The following is an 18773-nucleotide window of genomic DNA, read 5'->3' as shown; positions in this document are numbered from 1 at the left end:
CGCGAGAGAAGCTGCTCTGAACATACGCCACGACCCCGTTACACGGTCGGGCACTCATGCCCGATCGGATGAGATTAGAGATTTTCAGGCCGAAGGGAAGAATGGACGAACATCGATCGGCATAGCCTTAGACCAAAGTACTGCTATGGCGTGGAATATGAGCATGACCGGCATAGACCTTTGGGTGGGCAAGACGTTGTTCGTCCCGCTCATCATCAAATTCTGTCAGATCACCCGGCAAAGCCAATATGCGGTATCGCGGCTGTTCTGGTTCATCACGGCCCTCGATCAGTTGCGGATCGCCACGACCCTTACGTCGCAGATCATCGCGGGGCTGTTCAGCGTCTTCATGATGTTCACGGCATCGACCCGCGCCGACATGCCGGCGTTCAGCATGGCGTGGTTTCGGATGGTCGCGCTGGTTTTCCTGGCGCTCGACGTCTTTTCCGGCATCATCAGCGGCGCATGGCGGGGTGTCGAGATCTGGCTGCTCGTGCTGTTCGCGGAATATGCGGCTACGATCACCACGGTTCCCCCGCGGGAAGACAGGAAAGCCACCCGAAAGCTGCGCCCAGGGGAAGCGAGCCGCTGAGAAGGCTCAGACGGCGCGGAAGCGGCGGCCCAGTTCAACCGGCGCGGACGGAGGAAAGGCGCGGCCGAGTCGCGCAGTTGCGACATCAAGGAAGAGGTCGCCCAGGCGTTCGGTGACATGGGTGCCGAACGGGAAGGGGGCGGTCGCGAATTCCCCTATTTCGAGGAAAGGGACGCCGACATTGGTGGCACAGCGGTAGTCGGCCATCGTCGCGCCGACGAAGAGGCAACGGGCGCGGTCAGCGCGGCTGGCGGCGAAGATCGCTTCGCAGTTCATCCCCTGCGATAGCGGCGCGCCCAGCACCGATCGAAATTGGCGGGTGAGACCCTTGCGGGCGACGATCGTGCGGAGCTCGTCCTGCGGCATGCTCGACACGATATGGGCGGCGATCCCGCGGGCGTTGAGAAGCTGGAGCGCTTCGGCGATATCGGGCATCAGCGGACAATCGATCATGTCGTCGAGAATGATCTCGCCCAGTTTGTCACACTCCATGCTTGTCTCTGCGGGTGAAAGTTCTTCCCCGAGGAGCGTGCGGTGGAGCATGCGGACTTGCTCATGACGCGGCTCACCGGGATGCGCGCGCCGATAGGCTTCGACCATGCCGCGGACGTCGTCGCCATGATCCGCATAGAGTTCGCCAAAGGCCGAAACCGTCAACTCGGCAGAATCGAGGATCACACCGTCAAAGGCGAACAGGAAATGATCGAACTGCTCCAGGGTGAACATCTTGCCGGTCCTATCGTTCAGAACATTGGAGGCTATGCGCACATGGTAAATAATAGGCTAACCCGTTTCGGCGCCGTTGCTCGAAATCTCCTCTGGTAACCTATATCGGCCATCAGCTTTGGGAGTGAATCGTCATGCCGCGTTTCAGCGCTTTTTGCGGATTGCTGCTCATGTCCGCGGCGGTCGCGGCACCGGCGGCACAGGCGCCGATAACGGGCGCGCGCGCCGCTACTGCGCCACCATTCGACGTTCGGGCGGTCGCGACGTTCGATAATCCCTGGGCGCTAACTTTCCTGCCCGATGGCCAGATTCTCGTGACAGAGAAGGCCGGAAGGATGCTGCTCCTGTCTGCTGACGGGAAGCGGCGGGTCATCGTGGCTGGCATACCCCGGGTCGATTCAAGCGGACAGGGCGGGCTGGGCGAAGTTGTCGTCCACCCTGGCTTCGCGTCAAACCGGCTGGTTTACTTCAGCTATTCAGCACCCGGTTCGCGTAATGGAATCGTGCTGGCGCGCGGCAAGCTGACTGGCGGGCTCGACGGAGCCCGGCTGGAAGGGGTGACTAGCCTCTACGAGGCGCATCCCCTGATCAGCGGCGGACATTATGCCGGACGGATCGCCTTCGCGCCCGATGGCCATCTGTTCTTCGCGATGGGCGAGCGACAGAAGTTCACGCCCGCCCAGGACCTTAATGGTGTGTTGGGCAAGATTGTGCGACTGACCGCCGAGGGCAAGCCGGCGCCCGGCAATCCCCTCGTCGGTAAAGGCGATCCGGCGGTCTGGAGCTATGGTCATCGCAACCCGCTCGGCCTCGCCTTCGATCTGAACGGGCGATTGTGGAATGCCGAGATGGGCCCGAAAGGCGGGGACGAGGTCAACCTGATCCTGCCCGGCCGAAACTATGGTTGGCCGATCGTGTCGAACGGCGACCATTATGACGGGCGGAATATCCCCGACCACCCGGCCAGGCCCGAGTTCGAAGCGCCGAAGGTCAGCTGGAACCCGTCAATCTCTCCGTCGAGCCTGCTGGTCTATTCGGGCGGAATGTTTCCCCGATGGCACGGCAAGGCGCTGATCAGCGCATTGTCGGGTGAAGCGCTGATCCTGGTCGATCTGGGCAAGGACGGCGCGCGGGAAGAGGCGCGCTATGCTATGGGCAAGCGAATCCGGGCGGTGAACCAAGGCCCGGACGGCGCGGTCTATCTGCTGGAAGACAAGGAAGGCGGACGGCTGCTCCGGCTCACGCCGAAGGGCTAGGGAAGGTGCAACACGGTTACGCTCATCGTCGCGCGAATGGCGAAGCCGAGCGTTTCATAGAGCTGGATTATCGGTATAGACGCGTAGGAAGGGCACCTCGCCGCGCGCCGAGATCCGGTGGGCGATGATGCGCGAGCAGCCGCGCATAGCTAAGTTCCCTGGAAATCTGGCTGGGCGCGAAAGCCGCTCTCCTCAGTGAAACTATCGGGTTTCAGCCGTCCGCTCGCCATCACGCTTGTTGAGCGCGCTCCAGATCGGCAGACGAACTACGAGCGCGTCAACCGTCCGGTGACCGGTGGAGTGGCGCGCGCCGCCTCTTGCGTGACCGCGTCCGGCACAGGCGGATCGAAAGCGAGCCGGAAGGGCATCGCACCCGCCCAGACCGGGGCGGCCATGTCTTCCGTGTCGTCGACTGGCTCGCCGGTGCGGATTTTTACCGATGCTTCGTCGATCGGCATCCACAGGATCTTCGTCGCCTTGAGCTCCTGTGCGGACACGGGGCGCAGGCTGCTCCAGCGGCCGGGATAAAGGCCCTCCATCATCGCCTCGAGCCGGGCGAGTTTGTCCTCGTCACCGTTCACCAGTCGCGCGGTGCCGAACAGCATGGCGGATCGGTAGTTCGCGGAGTGGTGGAAAGCGGATCGCGCCAGCACGAGCCCGTCGAGATGGGTGACCGTCAGGCAGACGTCGAGGTCCTCGCTGGCACGGAGCGCGCGGCTGGCGCTCGATCCGTGCCAATAGATCGCGTCGCCCTCGCGCCAGTAAAGTGTGGGCGTGACCACCGGATAGCCATCGAACATGTAGCCGACGTGGCAAAGCATGCCTGCGTCGAGCACGGCGTCGAGCGCCGCGCGATCGTAGGCGGCGCGCTCATGGGCGCGCTTGACCCGTGTCCGCTCGCTGGGCGGCGAAGATGTCACGATGGCCCCCTGGATATTCTGTTCTGGAAGGAGCGTGACGCCCCGCCCTGGAGGACGGCGGGGCGGGGCACGCTCAAGCACAAACCGCCCCCGATGTGCGCGGCGGTGTGCCCTAACCGAGTTATTTAGCTGATCTGGAGCAGAATTGCCAGTTCAGGCGAAGACCCGCCGGCCACGGTCCGGCGGGTCCGCATTCTCTCCTAAAGAGCCGAGGGTCGAAGGGGCTCGTCGGCTCAGGGCACAAAACCCCTCGGGCGGCGGCTGGTTCCTGATCTGGCGCTCATGACCGCGCATTATGCGTCGGCGCATGGAAGTCGGGTGGCTTGTCGGCGATCCAAGCCAGAAACGAGCAATCGCCGGATGGGCGACCAGCGAGGCAGGGTCCGAAGACATGCGCGCCAACTCGCCGTTGGTGAAATGGGCGTGGATCGTTCGGTGGCAGATCGGATGAAGTGCGACCGTCTCGCGCCCTCCACGGCTTTTCGGCAGGGAATGGTGCCACTCGACCCGCCGGCCCAGCGGCCGTTCGCATAGCCAGCAAAAGAGATCCATCGAACGCCCCGGTTAGGGCATCGCCAGGCTGCTCAATTCCCGGATGCTGATGCCATAGACCTCGCAGATATGGTCGCGGAGTGCACGCTTGGCCAGCGCCATTTCGGCATAGGCCTCCTCCTCCGCGGCCTCGGCGTCGAGATTGACGCGAAATGAGGATGGGACGAGAGCTTCCCAGCTGGCACTATGCCGGCGGGCGGCCTCCCGCACCTGCGCGACCAGCTGCCGTCCTTCACTCACAGCCCTGCCCGGTGGCTTGACGGAAGGCGATCGCCATCGCTTTGTGATCCAGCGGCTTGGCAAGTATGATGTCTTCGGGTGCCCGAGGGGAGCATTCAGCAGGAGTCCCGGTGATGAAAATCACGGGAATCGGCCCCAGCTTTTCATGGATGGCACGGACCGCCAGCGGGCCGCTACCGTCGGCAAGGCGCACGTCCGAGGTGATCAGATCCGGCCGCTGGACGAGGGCGGCGTCGACGGCTTCTGTCTGGGATGCGGCGATCGAGACCGAGGATGCGCCCTGCTCCCGCAGAATGTCCTCGATCGTGATCGCGACGAACGGATCGTCCTCGATGATCAATATATGCGACACGCTACACCACTTTAACAAATGATGCTGCCTAACGCGCAGGACCGCTATCTGGGTCCGGCGGGCGTTTCGCCGCGCGGCGCTAGCTGCTCAGCCGGCTGATCTCGGCGATCAGCGTGCCGGCCCGATAAGGTTTCTGTAGGAAGGGGATCGCTGCTGGCACGCTGGAATCGCCATGAAACAGATGCCCCGAGGTGAGGAGGATGGGCAAGGCGGGCCAGCGCAGCCGGACACGCGCGGCAAGTTCCAGCCCGTCGATCTCGCCGGGCATCTTGATGTCGGTGAACAACAGGCCGATGTCGTCGCGGCTGTCGAGAAGTGTCAGTGCTTCGTCGCCGGTCTCGACGCCGACGGCCTTATATCCTGCATCCTCGATCGCATCGATCGCCATCAGCCGCACGAAAAGTTCGTCCTCTACCACGAGGATCACGGCTTTCGGATCGCGACCCTCGAATTCAAGGGCGAACTCGGACAAGCATTTCCCCCTTCGGCGAGCGAGGCAAGGCGGAAATTGCCTGATTTGCGCAGCGGAATCCAGCGGAACAGCCTCGCATCCCAGCCGTTACGCAATCATTACAACAAGGAGGCGAGGATGCTTGGGACTATTCTTCTTATCGTGCTGATCCTGCTGCTGGTCGGCGCGCTGCCGACCTGGGGACACAGCCGCAGCTGGGGCTATGGACCGTCGGGGCTGCTGGGCGTCGTCGTCGTCATCCTGCTAATTCTGGTCCTTACCGGTCGACTCTGATCCGCGGCGGCGGCGGACAACCCGCCGCCGTCACATTGTCCGGTCGATGCCGGTGATCAGCCGTGCGCCGCGATCGAAGGTCAGATAATTCCACAGCCAATTGGCGCAGACGATCAGCCGATTGCGGAACCCGATCAGGAAATAGATGTGTGCCGCGGACCATAGCAGCCAGGCCGTCATTCCCGAAAGCCGCAGCCAGCCAAGATCGACCACCGCACATTTTCGGCCGATCGTCGCCAGATTCCCGAAGCTTTGATACCGGAACCGGCCAGGATCCCGCCGCGCCAGCAACCGCGCAACGATGGTTCGGGCCGCATGACGGCCTTGCTGTTTGGCGGCGGGGGCAATGCCGGGAACGGCGTTGCCGCCAGCGTCGATGACCGCCGCCGTATCGCCGATCACGAAGATATTGTCGGTGCCCGGGACAGCGAGATCGGAACCCACGATCACCCGTCCGGCCCTGTCCGCAGCAGCATTCAGCCATTCGGCGGCCGGAGAGGCGCGAACCCCCGCCGCCCAGATGACCGTGCTCGCCGCGATCCGTTGGTTGCCGATGATCACGCCCTCGTCGTCGATCACCGTCACGCGGCTCCCGAGGCGCACTTGGACCCCCAGGCCCTCGAGTGCCTTCTTCGCCGATTCCGAGAGCGATGCGGGGAAGCTGGGGAGGAGCCGCTGTTCGGACTGGACGAGGATCACGCGTACGCAATGGCGGGTAATGTGAGGGAACTCGGTTTCCGCTGCCGAGCGGGCGAGTTCGGCGATCGCGCCCGCCATTTCCACGCCCGTCGGGCCGCCGCCGACGACGACGAAGGTCAGATATTCGGCCCGTTCGGCGAGATGCTCCTGCCGGTTCGTTTCCGCACGCTCGAGCGCCAGCAGGATCGTGCGCCGCACGCTGACCGCGTCGTCGATCGTCTTGATGCCGGGCGCGCGATCTGCCCAGCTGGCGCCGAAATAGCTATGCCGCGCGCCGGTGGCGATGATCAGCGCGTCATAGTCGATACTCGCTCCACTCGCCAGGCTCACGCGCTGCGCCGCCCGATCGACGGCATCGACACTGTCGAGCAGTACCTGGGTTCGCGCCTGCTTGCGGACGATCGAGCGGATCGGCTGGGCGATGTCGGCAGGCGAGAGGCCCGCCGTGGCGACCTGATAGAGCAGCGGCTGGAACAGGTGGTGGTTTTGCTTGTCGATCAGAACGATGTCGACGTCGTGCCGGGCGAGCTCCTTTGCCGCCGACAAGCCGCCGAAGCCGGCCCCGACGATGACGACCCGACGCCGCGCGCGAACAGGGGCTGGGATGGCCATCGGCTCAGTCCTTTCCGCCGACCGCGCGCGCGGCCAGCCGGTCGAGCGACCAGGCGCCACCACCGCGTGCGATCAGCGGGAGGAGCAATCCCGCCCAGCTCAGGTGGGTCGGCCATGCGTCGGGATAGACGAAGATCTGGATTGTCGCGGTCATACCCAGCAGAGCGAGCGCGGCGGGACGTGTTGCGAGGCCTAATACCAGCAGGATGGGGAAGAGATGTTCCGAATAGGTGGCGGCGTGTGCCGCGATCTCCGGCGGAGCGAAGGGCAGGGCATATTCGGTACGAAACAGCTCATAGGTGCTGTCGGTGATCGTCAGCAGTCCGTCGACCTTGGTGCGACCGGAGAGAAAGAAGATCGCGGCTATGCCGAAGCGTGCGACGAGCAGCAGCAGGGATTCCGGCAGCAGTTTCCCGGCGAGCGCCGCGGCGCGGCGATAATGGGACAACAGGCTGAGCATGGCAGTTCTCCGATGAGCGCCGATCCCCGCGCGCGGGCTTGTAAGCCGTCGCGCGCGGGGCCGGGCGAGGTCACGCCTTCTTTGGGGTGAGCGATCCGGGGCCCTTCGGCGTCTTGATCGTGGTGCAGGTGCCAGCGGGAACGAGCTTCCAGGCATTGCCCTGATAGTCGACCTTGGACGTGCCGGCGCAGCTGGTGCCCGCGCCTGCTGCACATTCGTTCTTTCCCGCTAGGGCGACGCCGAAGCACTTTTCGGTCTTCTTGGCGGCGGTATCGGCGGCGATCGCGGCATTGGAGGCGAAGGCCAGCGCGAGCGTGGCGGCGATGGCTGCGTTGGTTCTAGTCATGAGAATCTCCTGGTCTTGCCTTCGCAGCGGTTGCCGCGGTGACCTGAAAGGCGGAAGCGCAGGTCACGGGAGGCCAGTTCGCGACCCGGTCGGCGGGCGTTACAGCGACGGCAGCAAATAAATTTTCGCCGATATGGTTTTGCCGGTGTAACCTTCCGCGCGGCTGCCACGAATGCGTCCAGGGGAGCGCATATGCGAGCGAGCGAGGATCAACTGCGGCGATGGATGATCGGCGGCCTTGAAGGCGACGCCGCGGACCATGCCGCGCTCCTCACGGCGCTGGTGCCGCTCCTCCAGGCTTTTTATCGGCGGCGCGTGCGAGATGCCGCCGAGGATATCGAGGACCTCGTGCAGGAGACGTTGATTGCGGTACATACGCGCCGCTCGACCTATGATGCGGATCGCTCCTTCGGCGTCTGGCTGTTCGCGATCGCGCGCTACAAGATGATCGATCACTTCCGGCGCCGGCGGCAAAGCTGCGCGATCGAGGATGTCGAGGAAATGCTAGCCACCGAAGGATTCGAGGATGCGAGCCTGTCGCGAATGGATGTCGCCCGGCTGCTCGACACGCTTCCGCCCAAACAGGCCGATGCGATTCGCGATACGCGGATCGCCGGGCTGAGCATAGCCGAGGCTGCCAGCAGCGCGGGCATCGGCGAGTCCGACGTCAAGGTATCGGTCCATCGCGGGCTCAAGGCGCTGGCGGCGCGTGTGCGGGGGCAGATGTGATGGACACCGATCTGCTGATCCGCAGCATGGCGGAGGATGTGAAGCCGGTGCCGCGCCACGCGGTAGGCCGGCGGATCGCCATCGGACTCGGTCTGGGGGCTGCCGCCACCGTTCTGCTCATCGGAATGTGGCTGGGGTTCCGGCCCGATTTCCGAGTGGCCATGCAGGGTTATTCCTTCTGGATGAAGTGGACCTATTCGGCGTCGCTGGCCACCGTCGCGATCATCGCAACGATCCAGCTTGCCCGGCCGGAACCGGCGCGATTGGGATGGATGTGGGTGCTCGCCGTTCCCATGCTGCTGCTCGCCGCGGTCGGCGTCGCGGAAATGGCCCGGACGGCTCCTGACGGCTGGCTGGCGATGTGGCTCGGGGCGAGCTGGAAACAATGTCCCGGCATCGTGCTGCGTCTGGCAGTTCCGATCTTCATCGGTCTGCTCTGGTCGTTCCGGCAGCTTGCGCCGACGCGGCTGCGGGCCGCAGGCGCGGTCGCCGGTCTCGCGGCGGGTGCCTGCGCGGCCATGCTTTATTGCCTGCATTGCCCTGAGGTCTCGGCGCTGTTCGTGCTGACCTGGTATACCCTCGGCATCGGCATGGCCGCCGCGCTGGGGGCGCTCGCCGGTCCGCGGCTGATGCGGTGGTGAAATGTTTGGCGGGCAGTGTAACTTCGTCGGCCGCCGCTCCGTATTTCCGGAAGCCAATCCGGCGAACCTGAGGGAGAGTTAGAGATGATCACCGTAAAGACCGGCGTCAGCGCCGCTTCGACCGCCGCGCTGCTCGCGCTCGCCGCGCTTCAGTCGGCGCCCGCGCTGGCCGATCATCATGGCGAAGCGAAGAAGGTCCACTGCTATGGCGTCAACAGCTGCAAGGGCAGCTCAGACTGCAAGACCGCCGAACATGCCTGCAAGGGCCAGAATGATTGTAAGGGTCATGGCTTCAAGGAAATGACTGCCGAGGCCTGCACCGCCGCCGGCGGCAGCACGACCGAAGCCAAGAAGTAATTCGGCCCGCCCGGCCGCGCGATGAAAGCGCGGCCGGGCCTTTCCCAGAGGCACCCATGCCCGTCCACCGTTTCGGTCTCGGCCTGCGCAAGCCGCATTATGCGGATTTCCTTGATGGCGACGCGCCGGTCGCGGTCGATTTCGTCGAGGTGATCTCAGAGAATTTCATGGTCGATGGCGGCCGGCCGCGTCACATATTGCGGCAGGTGCGCGAGCGGCATCCCGTCGCGCTTCATGGCGTGTCGATGTCGGTCGGGTCGGCGGATGGCGTCGATCGCGACTATCTCCGCCGCCTGCGCGCGCTGGTCGACGAGATCGAACCGATGGTCGTTTCCGATCATCTGTGCTGGACGCGGATCGAAGGTTTCAATTCGCACGATCTGCTGCCGCTGCCCTATACCGAGGAGGCGCTGGACGTGGTCTGCGCCAATATCGCGATCGCGCAGGATGTTCTGGGGCGCGCAATGCTGATCGAGAATCCGTCGAGCTACGTCGCTTTCGCCGACGCTGCGATGACCGAATGGCAGTTTCTCGACGCGATGTGCGCCCGCACCGGATGCTCGCTGCTGCTCGACGTCAACAACATCCATGTCAGCGCGACCAACCATGGGTTCGATCCGCGCGATTATCTTGCAGGCGTCCCGGCCGATCGGGTCGAACAGATACATCTCGCCGGGCACAGCCAGGGCCGCCAGCTGCTGATCGACACGCATGACAAGCCGGTGCCACCTGCGGTCTGGGCGCTATACGAAGCGGCGATCACCCTAGTGGGGCCGGTGGCGACGATGATCGAGCGCGACGACGATATTCCGCCGCTCGACGAGCTGCTCGATGAGCTCGCCATAGCGCGCGATATCGCACGCGCCGATGCGCGGCGGGCGGCATGAGTCTGCTGGCGCTGCAGCGCGATTTCCGCGCCTGGATCGCCGAGGAAGCGCGCGACGCCGCCGATCGGATTGGGCCCGGCGCGCAGCCGGGCCTGGACGTCTACCAGAACAATTATCGCGCTTCGCTTGTTGCTTGTCTCAGCGAGACCTTCGAGCGGGTGCGGCTGTGGCTCGGCCAAGAACGCTTCCTGGCGGCGGCGGCGGCGCATATCGATGTGACGCCGCCGCACGCCTGGACGCTCGACGCGTATGCGACCGGCTTCCCGGAGACGCTGGATCTGCTGTTCGTCGACGCGCCCGAAGTCGTCGAGCTCGGCTGGCTCGATCTCGCCCTGTCGGAAGCCTTTGTCGGGCCCGATGCGGATTCTCTCGATCCGGCCACGCTGGGCGCAATCGACTGGGACAATGCGGTGCTTCGGCTGGTGCCGACGCTAACGATGCGCAGTTTCGGCACCAATGCAGCCGCGATCTGGTCGGCTCTGTCGGCGGAGGAAATGCCCCCGCCCGTCGAGGCGATATCCGAACCCGCCCTGCTGCTCGTCTGGCGCCGGGAATTCACATCCTGTTACCGGACGGCCGAGCCGGGAGAGTATTTGGCGCTGGATCTTGCGGCGCGGGGGGCGACGTTCGGACGCATTTGCGCGCGGCTGATCGAAGCGCATGGTGAGGAAGAAGGCGTCGCGATGGCGGGTGCCGCGCTCGGCCGCTGGATCGCCGACGGGATTCTGGTCGGCGTCGAAACCGGGACGGCGGACACTTAGCGCGTCCCCGTCACTCTCCAGGCACCGGCTATGTGAAACAGCGAGAAGGTGCCCCAGCGATGCGCGAATCCGCCCTGTTCATAGTTGATCCTGATGCGGCAACCCGATCGGGTTGCGCTCACGAAACGGTATAGCGGCAAGCCGGGCTGCATCACATCGCCGCGTTGATAGGCCTGGCCCTTCTCGGCAATGTCGACGCCGATCGCTTCGACTACGCCGCGAGGAAGCTCGGCCTTTTGCCGATATGATTGTTCGGCAAGCTTGCCGCAGGACGAGGCCGTCATGCCCGGTTGCCCGCTCAAGACGGCCAGGGCGGCCAGGGCGGCCAATGTTATCGGAAGCGCAGCGTGCCTCATCGGATTATCTCGCCCCATCACTGTCGCCCATCTTCCCGACTTCCCGGGGCGCTGGCAAGGGTGGCGGTCTAGTGTTTCGAACCGCGCAACGTTCCCGCGATATGAACGAGCGGCACGATCGCGCCGCCGACGATCAGGCCAACCACCCCGGACAAAAAGGCCGTGACGATCCACAAAACCGCGCCAGACGCGATCGAGACGGCATGGCCGGCGGCGTGGGCAAGATCATGGATCAACTTGGCTGGCGCATGGATGTCGAAGGCCTCGAGGCCATGAACGAGAATGCCGCCGCCGACCCAGATCATCGCCGCGGTGCCGATGATCGACAGCCAGCGCATCACCACCGGCATGCCGTGAACCAGCGCGCGGCCGATCGCGCGGGTGACGGCGATGCTTCGGCCGGCGAGATGGAGGCCGATATCGTCCATTTTCACGATGAGCGCGACGACGCCATAGACGCCGATGGTGATCGCGACGCCGACTGCAGCGAGCACGCCCGCGCGGAGCAGCACCGGCTCGGTCGCGACTTCGGCCAGCGCGATCGCCATGATCTCGGCGGAGAGAATGAGGTCGGTGCGGATCGCGCCCGATATCTGTTGCTTCTCCAGCGTCGCGGGATCGAGGGTGGTCAGATCCTCCTCGACATGGCTTTCACCCCTGATCGCCTCGAGCACCTTTTCCGCACCCTCGAAGCAGAGATAGGCGCCACCCAGCATGAGCAGTGGCGTGACCGCCCAGGGCGCGAAGCTGCTGAGCAGGAGCGCGGCTGGAAGCAGAATGATCAGCTTGTTGCGCAGCGAACCGACGGCGATCTTCGCGATGATCGGCAGTTCGCGGTCGGGGGTCAGGCCGCTGACATAGCGTGGCGTGACCGCAGCATCGTCGACCACCACACCGGCCGCCTTCGCACCCGCCTTGCCTGCTGCCGCGCCGACATCGTCCAGGGATGCGGCAGCGAGCTTGGTGAGCCCGGCAATGTCATCCAGCAGTGCGACCAGTCCCGACGCCATTCGATATCCTTCTTGCAAACCCGCGCTTCTCTAGAGAGCTTGGCGAACGGATCAAAGCGCAACTGTTTCCGTTGAGCGTCCGAGGAGAGAGCCTATCCCACCGCGACGTTTCGTCCCCACGACCGAAAGCCTGCTGACCCTGCGCCGCAAAAGCCGGACGCCGGTCTGGCTTTCGCTGGTCTGGCGGTTGCTGCTTGCTTTCGCGCTGATCGGCATCGCGCTCGCCGTCCACTGGCTCGATCGCGACGGGCTGCGGGACAATGTCGATGGCGCGATCAGCTTCGTCGACGTGCTCTATTTCACGATGATCACGGTCACGACGGTCGGCTATGGCGACATCGTGCCGGTGACCGAGCAGGCGCGGATGTTCGACACCTTCGTCGTCACCCCTGTCCGCCTGTTCGTCTGGCTGATCTTTCTGGGAACGGCCTATGATTTCCTGTTGAAGCGCGTCTGGGAGAAATGGCGGATGAGTGTGATCCAGGCCAAGCTGCACGGCCATGTCGTCGTCGCGGGCTTTGGGACGAGCGGCAGCGAGGCGGTCAGCGAACTGATCCGGCGCGGCACCGACCCCGCGTCGATCGTGGTAATCGATCAGGACGACGACAGCCTGAAGGCCGCGGAGGCCTGTGGCGCCAACGTCATCGACGGCGACGCCACCCGCAACGTCACGCTGGAGGCGGTCAAGGTCGATCGCGCCCGATCGATCGTGGTGTCTGCGGGGCGCGACGATACCTCGATCCTGATCGTGCTGACCGCGCGGCGGCTGGCGCCCGACGTGCCGATCAGCGTGGTGATCCGGTCCGAAGATAACGAAGCGCTGGCGCGGCAGGCGGGGGCGAATACGGTGATCAATCCGGCGAGCTTCGCCGGTTTGCTACTCGCCGGCTCGACCCATGGCCCGCACATCGCCGAATATATGGCGGATCTTGCCGCCGCCGGAGGCCCAGTGGCGCTGCGCGAGCGCCCCGTCGCGGCGGGGGAGATCGGCAAGCCGTTGTCCGAGATAGCAACCGGTCTCGGTCTGCGCGTTTATCGTGGTACGGAATATTGCGAGGAACGATCGACGCGGCTGGAAGCGGGCGACTTGATCGTCGAGGTGGTTTCCAAACAGGTCGCGGCGAAGTAGGCGAAGCTATGCTCTATTCGGGAAAGCTCGCGGTCCTCCATTATGCTACCCCGCAATTCGCGGTGGTTCAGCGCGGCGACCATGTGCTGTGCGCGGTCAGCGGCGAGCGCATCCCGCTCAACGAGCTGAAATATTGGAGCGTCGAGCATCAGGAGCCCTATCGCGGCGCCGCCGAGGCCCATGATGCGCAGGCCGCAGGCGGCGCCGCGAATCTCAAGCGGTCAGGCTGAGCGCGACCGCTTCGGCGACTTTGATGCCGTCGACGGCGGCGGAGAGGATTCCCCCCGCATAGCCAGCTCCTTCGCCAGCGGGGTACAGGCCGGCGACGTTGAGGCTCTGGAAGTCCCTGCCGCGGGTGATGCGGACCGGCGAGGAGGTGCGTGTTTCGACACCGGTCATCATCGCGTCGGGATCGTCATAGCGCGGGATTTGGCGGCCGAAGACGGGCAGTGCCTCGCGTAGCGCCTCGATCGCGAAATCGGGCAGGCAGGACGACAGATCGGTGAGATGGACGCCAGGCTTGTAGGATGGCGTCACCGCACCGAGCGCGGTGGAGGGACGGGCGGCGAGGAAGTCGCCGACGCGCTGGCCCGGAGCTTCATAATTCGATCCGCCAGCGACGAAAGCCTGTTCCTCCAGCCGCCGCTGCAAGGCGATACCGGCGAGCGGGTGGCCGGGATAGTCGCGCTCGGGATCTATGCCGACCACCAGGCCAGAGTTGGCGTTGAATTCCTGACGGGAATATTGGCTCATCCCGTTGGTCACCACGCGGCCGGGCTCCGACGCCGCGGCGACGACACGTCCGCCGGGGCACATGCAGAAGCTGTAGACGCTGCGCCCGTTCGAGCAATGATGCGACAGGCTATAGGCCGCCGCGCCGAGATCGGGATGTCCGGCACATTGGCCGAAACGGGCGCGATCGATCCAGCTTTGCGGATGTTCGATCCGCACGCCGATCGAAAAGGGTTTCGCTTCGATATGAACGCCGCGATCATGGAGCGTGTGGAAGGTGTCGCGCGAGCTGTGGCCGATCGCGAGGACGACATGGCTGGCTTCGAGGAAGTCGCCATTCTCTAAATGGAGGCCACGCAGCTTGCCGCCGGCGATCTCGAAATCGGTCACCCGCTGTTGCCAGCGATATTCGCCGCCGAGCGACTGGATCGTCTCGCGCATGCTTTCGACCATCGTCACCAGCCGGAACGTGCCGATGTGCGGATGTGCCTCGGTCAGGATCTCGGGCGGGGCACCGGCCTTGACGAACTCGGTCAGCACCTTGCGGCCGAGGAAGCGCGGGTCCTTGATCTGGCTGTAGAGTTTGCCATCGGAAAATGTGCCCGCGCCGCCTTCGCCGAACTGGACATTGGATTCGGGATGCAGCACGCCGCGCCGCCAAAGGCCCCAGGTATCCTTGGTCCTCTCGCGCACTACCTTGCCGCGATCGACGATGATCGGACGAAACCCCATCTGCGCGAGGATCAGCCCGGCGAACAGCCCGCACGGGCCCGCGCCGATCACGACGGGACGGGGCGAGTGTGGCTGTGCCTGGGTAACGAAGCGATATTCGGTGTCCGGGGTGGGGCGGACATGCGGGTCGCCCGCGAACCGGGCGAGTATGGCGGCTTCATCGGCCAGTTCGACATCGACCGAATAGACCATCAGGATCGCCGATTTGCGGCGCGCATCATTGGCGCGGCGGGCGATCGTGAAACCGAGGAGATCGGCCTTATCTATCCCGAGGCGTTCGACGATCGCGGCGGGCAGCGCCTCGGCCGGATGATCGATCGGCAACTTGATTTCGGAAAGGCGAAGCATGACGGGGCTTTAGGCGGCGGCGCGGAGCGCGGCAATCTCTACAACACGTCCCAGAACATGAAGTAGAGCAAGGCGACCCACGCGATCAGCGCGGCCACGCCCCTGATCCAGCCAAGATTGCGGTGTAGCCACTCAGGCATCGGACCGCCCGGCATAGAGCAGCCGCCCCCGCCCGAGGCGGGCGAGGACGAGGGCGATATCCTGTTCGCCGAAGGCGAAGCAACCGTCGCTGCGGCCGAGCTTGCCTTGCCGGACGGCGACATCGGGATTGGCATACCAGGCCGAATGGATGACGATCGCGCGTTCCTCGGCATGGGCGTTGCTGGGGTCGAGGCCGGCAAGGCGGCGCGACGGGCCGTGGACGCCATCATAGCTTTCGCCAGTGAGATAAGCGCCTTCCGAGGTGGCGGCGGACCCGACGGCGTCCGAGAAGCTATGCAGCATGCCGCTATGATCGGGATCGGAGCCTTTGCCATGCGCGACGAGGAGCGCCGTAGCGGAGCCCCGCACTATGTCCACGAGGAAGAAGCGCGGCGTGGAGGAGGGTAGGGCGAAATCCGCGACGGCGATCATGTCGCGCGACCAGATCGCCTGATGATGGCGAAACAGCGCTTCCAGTGCGCGGTTGGCGAGCGCGGGCGGGATTTCGGGAGCGGCGGAGGCGAGGCCAGGCGGCCTCGCGGCAAGCGGAGCGGCGCAGGCGGCCAGGCAGCCTGCGAGCGCCTGGCGACGGGAAAAGAGCATCCGGGCCGCCTTCAACCGCGCCAGAAACGCTTGCTGTCGATCAACGCCTCGAAGCAGTCTTCGGCCTTGTCGAGCAAGCGTGCCGACGATTTCCTGCGTCGTGGCGGCAGATCCACATCGAGCCCGAGACGACGCAGCAAGTCGGGCGCTGCGGCGATGTCGTTGAGTTCGCCGAGCCTGTCCTGGAGCGCTTCGAGCCGTTCGAGGAAGCGGTCAAGCCGACGGCGCGCTTTGCGGCCGGGGTAGAGGGTGACGAAGAATTCGGCGGCGTAGCGCAGCTTCTTCGCGTCCTTACGGAGGCGGTGACGATGCTCGTCATCCAAGGTGGAGAGCTGGTGACCTTCACGCTTGATGCGCTTGCGAAGGCGGTCGAGCCGCTCTCCTGCGAATTTGCGGATGGGCTCGTCTCGTATCGCCTGATCCCCCGCCTCGCCTTGCCATTCGCCGAGCGAGATCCATTCGGCGATCTCGATTGGCAGCAGCCGGACGCGGCTGCTTTCGAGCAGGTTGCGCATATGTGCGAATTTGCTGTCGCGGACGGCGCCCAAGGCGGTCTGCGCCGCACCGTCGAGCTGGGGAAGGAGCACGTCGATATCGCGGATCGCGCCGAGTTCGCCGGCCAGCCAGCGCAGTTCGGCGTTGAACAGCGCCCCCTGCTTGTCCCCGGTGAGGAGCGGAGCGAACAGGAACAGCGCGGTTCGCAAGCGGCGCAGCGCGACCCGCGCCTGATGGACGGCTTCGACAGCGCCACAATCGATGAGAATCGCCTCGTTGATCCGATAGTGACGCAGGCAGGAGTCGACGATGGTCGCGAAGGCCTCGGCCACGGTGCCGGTGCTGTCGAGAAGGATGGGGTCGGCCTTGCCGGGCGTGCCGAGCCGCCCGTCGACCAGCCTATATCCCCTGTCGGATTTCGTCTGCACCCCCAGCCGCAGGGGAACTTCCTCCTGAAGCTCGCGCGCGAGGTCGAATAGTGCTTGCGGGTTCCCCTGTTTGAGTTCGAACTCGATCTCCGAGATATCGCTGCTGTGATCGTCGGTGTGAACACGCCCTTTGTCGATCGCATATTCGATCATGGTCGCGCCCGGTTGTTCGATCATGCCGTCGATCCGATCGATTTCGGTGACGAACAGCGAACCGATCCGCTTCAGGTCACGGGCGTCGACAAATTGGCGGAGGGGCCCGGTCGCATCGTTAAGGATGGGCCAGTCACCGGTTATCGGCTGCTCCCACTCGCCGCGCACGAACAGTCCCGCGGTGCGGCTGCCCGCCGCCTTCACGGTCTGGATGCGTTCCTCGTCGGCGCGACGGATGCGCAGCGTATAACCGGCCCTTGCGAGCCGCTGGTCCGGCGTGTCGAAATAGGTGGCGACGAGCCGCCGATGCCGCCGGCCGGCGATGCCGAACAATCGCGACGCGAGAAGACGTTCCCGGTGAGCGGGGTCATATTCGAGCTTGAGTTCGACTTCGACAGGGTCGGTCATCTCGGTTCATTCCTACTATAGCCGCGGAACGAAGTCATGGCGTTTGGCGTCAGCCCGGCGGAAGCTCCTGGTCCTCCTCCGGGCGGTGGAGGTTCTCGGGAAGCGGCTGGACACGGATCAGCAGCAAGGCGACGACCACGACAAGCGCGGCAAGCATGCCCGTGAAGAAAACCACTCCGGGCCAGCCCATGCGCGCCCATGCCACGCCGCCGATCGGCCCCATCACACTGCCACCCATATAATAGCCAAACAAATAGACGGCCGAGGCGGTGCCCCGTTCCGCGCCGGCGCGGTGACTGACCCAAGCGGATGCGATCGCATGAATGCCGAAGACGCCGATGGTGGTGATGCCTATCCCCGCGACGATTGCCGGGAGCGGCGAAGCGGCCGTCAGCACCACGCCGATCAGGGCCAGCAGCGCGGGCATCCAGAAGGTGTGCCGGCGGCTCAACCGGCCGCTTAGAGACCCGAACAGCGCAGAGCTTGCCGAACCGAGTATGTATAGAAGGAAAATGGCGCCGACGGCGGAATGGCCGAGCCGATAAGGCGGCGCGATCAGCCGGAACGCGGTGAAATTATATATCGTCACGAAGATACCCATGACGAGCGCACCGACGATGAACAACAGCCGCAGGCCTGGATCCTCGAGAAGCGTGCCGGTCGTCTTGAGAATGCTTCCGACGCCGCGGCGGCGCGGCGCAAATCCGCGTGGCCGAGGGGATAGCCGCCAGAAGGCAAGGGCGGACAGCGAGGCGGCAAAGCCGAGCGCGGCCAGGCTGGCGCGCCAGCCGGCATAATCGGCCAATATGCTGACGACCAGGCGTCCCGACATGCCACCGATCGCCGCGCCGGCGATATACAGGCCGACCGATGATCCGAGCGAGGAGCGGTCGACTTCTTCGGCCAGGTAAACGACGGCGACCGATGGTATTCCGGCCAGCGCTACTCCGGTCAGAAAGCGGAGCCCCAACAGCATCGTCCAGCCCGGCAGCAGGGCGGTGGCGAGCGTGAGCGCTGCCGCTGCGAACAAGGAGACGATCATCAGCGGACGTCGTCCGACGAGGTCGGACATCGGTCCTGCGATCAGGATTGCAACTGCCAGCGGGCCGGTGGCGATCGATATGGCGAGGCTCGCCTCTGCCGGCGTGAGCGCGAATTCTGCGGCGAACAGCGGTAGCAGCGGCTGGACCCCGTACAGCACGGCGAAGGTCGAGAAGCCCGCGGCGAGCATCGCCCATGACAGGCGACGGAAGGCCGCAGTGCCCTTGACGATGGGGAAGCCGCCGGTCGTCACGATCAGGCGCTGGGCGGGCGAAGGCCGGTCATGGTCCGGCAGAAGCAAATTATCCGGCCCCGCGCAACC

General features: G+C 64.9%; 25 protein-coding genes and 1 pseudogene. 10 read left to right on the top strand and 16 right to left on the bottom strand.

Going from position 1 to position 18773, the window contains the following annotated elements; all coding sequences use genetic code 11:
- Positions 1–157 precede the first annotated feature (157 nt).
- Complete coding sequence (locus ASE00_RS06265) at positions 158–592, top strand: hypothetical protein (protein ID WP_056379379.1); 435 nt, start codon at positions 158–160, stop codon at positions 590–592.
- A gap of 6 nt (positions 593–598) precedes the next feature.
- Here ASE00_RS06265 and ASE00_RS06260 read toward each other — a convergent pair whose 3' ends face one another.
- On the bottom strand, positions 599–1360 hold the full coding sequence (locus tag ASE00_RS06260; protein WP_056378270.1) for an HAD family hydrolase: 762 nt from the start codon (positions 1358–1360) through the stop codon (positions 599–601).
- A gap of 92 nt (positions 1361–1452) precedes the next feature.
- On the opposite strand from ASE00_RS06260, the gene ASE00_RS06255 reads away from it, so the two are divergent.
- Positions 1453–2574, top strand: a complete 1122-nt coding sequence (locus tag ASE00_RS06255; RefSeq protein ID WP_056378269.1) for a PQQ-dependent sugar dehydrogenase — start codon at positions 1453–1455, stop codon at positions 2572–2574.
- 266 nt (positions 2575–2840) lie between these two features.
- Here ASE00_RS06255 and ASE00_RS06250 read toward each other — a convergent pair whose 3' ends face one another.
- The 5 genes and pseudogenes from ASE00_RS06250 to ASE00_RS06235 form a co-directional block, all read right to left on the bottom strand.
- The gene (locus ASE00_RS06250) at positions 2841–3494 is read right to left on the bottom strand and encodes a pyridoxamine 5'-phosphate oxidase family protein (protein ID WP_200957879.1); all 654 of its coding nucleotides are present in this window, start codon (positions 3492–3494) and stop codon (positions 2841–2843) included.
- Between the two features lie 280 nt (positions 3495–3774).
- Positions 3775–4046: pseudogene (locus ASE00_RS24010) on the bottom strand (HNH endonuclease).
- A 12-nt stretch (positions 4047–4058) separates the two neighbouring features.
- Positions 4059–4286, bottom strand: coding sequence for a hypothetical protein (locus ASE00_RS06245; protein ID WP_056378268.1), 228 nt, complete (start codon positions 4284–4286; stop codon positions 4059–4061).
- Positions 4279–4626, bottom strand: coding sequence for a response regulator (locus tag ASE00_RS06240; protein ID WP_235538551.1), 348 nt, complete (start codon positions 4624–4626; stop codon positions 4279–4281). Before ASE00_RS06240 ends, ASE00_RS06245 begins: the two co-directional genes overlap by 8 nt.
- A gap of 91 nt (positions 4627–4717) precedes the next feature.
- A complete protein-coding gene (locus ASE00_RS06235) occupies positions 4718–5110 on the bottom strand; it encodes a response regulator (RefSeq protein WP_056378266.1) in 393 nt (130 codons plus the stop codon).
- 117 nt (positions 5111–5227) lie between these two features.
- On the opposite strand from ASE00_RS06235, the gene ASE00_RS22810 reads away from it, so the two are divergent.
- Positions 5228–5383 (top strand): DUF3309 family protein, encoded by a 156-nt coding sequence (locus ASE00_RS22810; protein ID WP_082594484.1) that lies wholly within the window; start codon positions 5228–5230, stop codon positions 5381–5383.
- 30 nt (positions 5384–5413) lie between these two features.
- On the opposite strand, the gene ASE00_RS06230 is transcribed toward ASE00_RS22810, so the two are convergent.
- From ASE00_RS06230 to ASE00_RS23715, 4 genes are all read right to left on the bottom strand, one after another.
- Positions 5414–6694 (bottom strand): NAD(P)/FAD-dependent oxidoreductase, encoded by a 1281-nt coding sequence (locus tag ASE00_RS06230; protein ID WP_056379378.1) that lies wholly within the window; start codon positions 6692–6694, stop codon positions 5414–5416.
- Between the two features lie 4 nt (positions 6695–6698).
- Positions 6699–7154, bottom strand: coding sequence for a DoxX family protein (locus tag ASE00_RS06225; RefSeq protein ID WP_056378265.1), 456 nt, complete (start codon positions 7152–7154; stop codon positions 6699–6701).
- A gap of 70 nt (positions 7155–7224) precedes the next feature.
- A complete protein-coding gene (locus ASE00_RS06220; RefSeq protein WP_056378264.1) occupies positions 7225–7500 on the bottom strand; it encodes a DUF2282 domain-containing protein in 276 nt (91 codons plus the stop codon).
- Between the two features lie 99 nt (positions 7501–7599).
- The gene (locus ASE00_RS23715; protein WP_162256372.1) at positions 7600–7761 is read right to left on the bottom strand and encodes a hypothetical protein; all 162 of its coding nucleotides are present in this window, start codon (positions 7759–7761) and stop codon (positions 7600–7602) included.
- Between ASE00_RS23715 and ASE00_RS06215 the strand changes: the two genes are divergently transcribed.
- From ASE00_RS06215 to ASE00_RS06195, 5 genes are all read left to right on the top strand, one after another.
- Positions 7693–8229 (top strand): sigma-70 family RNA polymerase sigma factor, encoded by a 537-nt coding sequence (locus ASE00_RS06215; RefSeq protein ID WP_056378263.1) that lies wholly within the window; start codon positions 7693–7695, stop codon positions 8227–8229. The genes ASE00_RS23715 and ASE00_RS06215 overlap by 69 nt on opposite strands.
- Entirely contained in the window at positions 8229–8870 is a 642-nt protein-coding gene (locus tag ASE00_RS06210; RefSeq protein ID WP_056378262.1) for a DUF1109 domain-containing protein, read from the top strand. Before ASE00_RS06215 ends, ASE00_RS06210 begins: the two co-directional genes overlap by 1 nt.
- A gap of 84 nt (positions 8871–8954) precedes the next feature.
- Positions 8955–9227 carry a hypothetical protein gene (locus tag ASE00_RS06205; protein WP_056378261.1) on the top strand — a complete coding sequence of 91 codons (273 nt, stop codon included), beginning with the start codon at positions 8955–8957 and terminating at the stop codon, positions 9225–9227.
- Between the two features lie 56 nt (positions 9228–9283).
- On the top strand, positions 9284–10114 hold the full coding sequence (locus ASE00_RS06200; RefSeq protein WP_056378260.1) for a DUF692 domain-containing protein: 831 nt from the start codon (positions 9284–9286) through the stop codon (positions 10112–10114).
- A complete protein-coding gene (locus ASE00_RS06195) occupies positions 10111–10875 on the top strand; it encodes a DNA-binding domain-containing protein (RefSeq protein WP_056378259.1) in 765 nt (254 codons plus the stop codon). Before ASE00_RS06200 ends, ASE00_RS06195 begins: the two co-directional genes overlap by 4 nt.
- Here ASE00_RS06195 and ASE00_RS06190 read toward each other — a convergent pair.
- Both ASE00_RS06190 and ASE00_RS06185 read right to left on the bottom strand, forming a co-directional pair.
- Complete coding sequence (locus ASE00_RS06190) at positions 10872–11159, bottom strand: hypothetical protein (protein WP_156405290.1); 288 nt, start codon at positions 11157–11159, stop codon at positions 10872–10874. The genes ASE00_RS06195 and ASE00_RS06190 overlap by 4 nt on opposite strands.
- Positions 11160–11299: 140 nt before the next feature.
- Entirely contained in the window at positions 11300–12241 is a 942-nt protein-coding gene (locus tag ASE00_RS06185; RefSeq protein WP_056378257.1) for a DUF808 domain-containing protein, read from the bottom strand.
- 187 nt (positions 12242–12428) lie between these two features.
- Here ASE00_RS06185 and ASE00_RS06180 point away from each other — a divergent pair, with 187 nt between their 5' ends.
- Both ASE00_RS06180 and ASE00_RS06175 read left to right on the top strand, forming a co-directional pair.
- Complete coding sequence (locus tag ASE00_RS06180; RefSeq protein WP_235538550.1) at positions 12429–13370, top strand: potassium channel family protein; 942 nt, start codon at positions 12429–12431, stop codon at positions 13368–13370.
- An 8-nt stretch (positions 13371–13378) separates the two neighbouring features.
- On the top strand, positions 13379–13600 hold the full coding sequence (locus ASE00_RS06175) for a DUF2093 domain-containing protein (protein ID WP_056378255.1): 222 nt from the start codon (positions 13379–13381) through the stop codon (positions 13598–13600).
- On the opposite strand, the gene ASE00_RS06170 is transcribed toward ASE00_RS06175, so the two are convergent.
- The 4 genes from ASE00_RS06170 to ASE00_RS06155 form a co-directional block, all read right to left on the bottom strand.
- Positions 13584–15182 (bottom strand): NAD(P)/FAD-dependent oxidoreductase, encoded by a 1599-nt coding sequence (locus ASE00_RS06170; RefSeq protein ID WP_056378254.1) that lies wholly within the window; start codon positions 15180–15182, stop codon positions 13584–13586. The genes ASE00_RS06175 and ASE00_RS06170 overlap by 17 nt on opposite strands.
- A gap of 132 nt (positions 15183–15314) precedes the next feature.
- The gene (locus tag ASE00_RS06165; RefSeq protein ID WP_056378253.1) at positions 15315–15926 is read right to left on the bottom strand and encodes a murein L,D-transpeptidase catalytic domain family protein; all 612 of its coding nucleotides are present in this window, start codon (positions 15924–15926) and stop codon (positions 15315–15317) included.
- Positions 15927–15937: 11 nt separating this feature from the next.
- On the bottom strand, positions 15938–17410 hold the full coding sequence (locus ASE00_RS06160; protein WP_056378252.1) for a CYTH and CHAD domain-containing protein: 1473 nt from the start codon (positions 17408–17410) through the stop codon (positions 15938–15940).
- A 49-nt stretch (positions 17411–17459) separates the two neighbouring features.
- On the bottom strand, positions 17460–18752 hold the full coding sequence (locus ASE00_RS06155; protein ID WP_235538549.1) for an MFS transporter: 1293 nt from the start codon (positions 18750–18752) through the stop codon (positions 17460–17462).
- Between the last annotated feature and the right edge of the window lie 21 nt (positions 18753–18773).

Origin of the sequence: Sphingomonas sp. Root710, assembly GCF_001429065.1 — a bacterium.
Lineage (GTDB): Bacteria > Pseudomonadota > Alphaproteobacteria > Sphingomonadales > Sphingomonadaceae > Rhizorhabdus.
The sequence above is the reverse complement of the archived record's forward strand: the minus strand, read 5'-3'. Positions and strand labels throughout refer to the sequence as shown.

Excerpts from the sequence above, each read along its gene's own strand:
- ASE00_RS06265 (WP_056379379.1), top strand. The coding sequence starts at position 158 with ATGAGCATGACCGGCATAGACCTTTGGGTGGGCAAGACGTTGTTCGTC.
- ASE00_RS06255 (WP_056378269.1), top strand. The coding sequence starts at position 1,453 with ATGCCGCGTTTCAGCGCTTTTTGCGGATTGCTGCTCATGTCCGCGGCG.
- ASE00_RS22810 (WP_082594484.1), top strand. The coding sequence starts at position 5,228 with ATGCTTGGGACTATTCTTCTTATCGTGCTGATCCTGCTGCTGGTCGGC.
- ASE00_RS06230 (WP_056379378.1), bottom strand. The coding sequence starts at position 6,694 with ATGGCCATCCCAGCCCCTGTTCGCGCGCGGCGTCGGGTCGTCATCGTC.
- ASE00_RS06225 (WP_056378265.1), bottom strand. The coding sequence starts at position 7,154 with ATGCTCAGCCTGTTGTCCCATTATCGCCGCGCCGCGGCGCTCGCCGGG.
- ASE00_RS06220 (WP_056378264.1), bottom strand. The coding sequence starts at position 7,500 with ATGACTAGAACCAACGCAGCCATCGCCGCCACGCTCGCGCTGGCCTTC.
- ASE00_RS06215 (WP_056378263.1), top strand. The coding sequence starts at position 7,693 with ATGCGAGCGAGCGAGGATCAACTGCGGCGATGGATGATCGGCGGCCTT.
- ASE00_RS23715 (WP_162256372.1), bottom strand. The coding sequence starts at position 7,761 with ATGGTCCGCGGCGTCGCCTTCAAGGCCGCCGATCATCCATCGCCGCAG.
- ASE00_RS06210 (WP_056378262.1), top strand. The coding sequence starts at position 8,229 with ATGGACACCGATCTGCTGATCCGCAGCATGGCGGAGGATGTGAAGCCG.
- ASE00_RS06205 (WP_056378261.1), top strand. The coding sequence starts at position 8,955 with ATGATCACCGTAAAGACCGGCGTCAGCGCCGCTTCGACCGCCGCGCTG.
- ASE00_RS06200 (WP_056378260.1), top strand. The coding sequence starts at position 9,284 with ATGCCCGTCCACCGTTTCGGTCTCGGCCTGCGCAAGCCGCATTATGCG.
- ASE00_RS06195 (WP_056378259.1), top strand. The coding sequence starts at position 10,111 with ATGAGTCTGCTGGCGCTGCAGCGCGATTTCCGCGCCTGGATCGCCGAG.
- ASE00_RS06190 (WP_156405290.1), bottom strand. The coding sequence starts at position 11,159 with ATGACGGCCTCGTCCTGCGGCAAGCTTGCCGAACAATCATATCGGCAA.
- ASE00_RS06185 (WP_056378257.1), bottom strand. The coding sequence starts at position 12,241 with ATGGCGTCGGGACTGGTCGCACTGCTGGATGACATTGCCGGGCTCACC.
- ASE00_RS06175 (WP_056378255.1), top strand. The coding sequence starts at position 13,379 with ATGCTCTATTCGGGAAAGCTCGCGGTCCTCCATTATGCTACCCCGCAA.
- ASE00_RS06170 (WP_056378254.1), bottom strand. The coding sequence starts at position 15,182 with ATGCTTCGCCTTTCCGAAATCAAGTTGCCGATCGATCATCCGGCCGAG.
- ASE00_RS06165 (WP_056378253.1), bottom strand. The coding sequence starts at position 15,926 with ATGCTCTTTTCCCGTCGCCAGGCGCTCGCAGGCTGCCTGGCCGCCTGC.
- ASE00_RS06160 (WP_056378252.1), bottom strand. The coding sequence starts at position 17,410 with ATGACCGACCCTGTCGAAGTCGAACTCAAGCTCGAATATGACCCCGCT.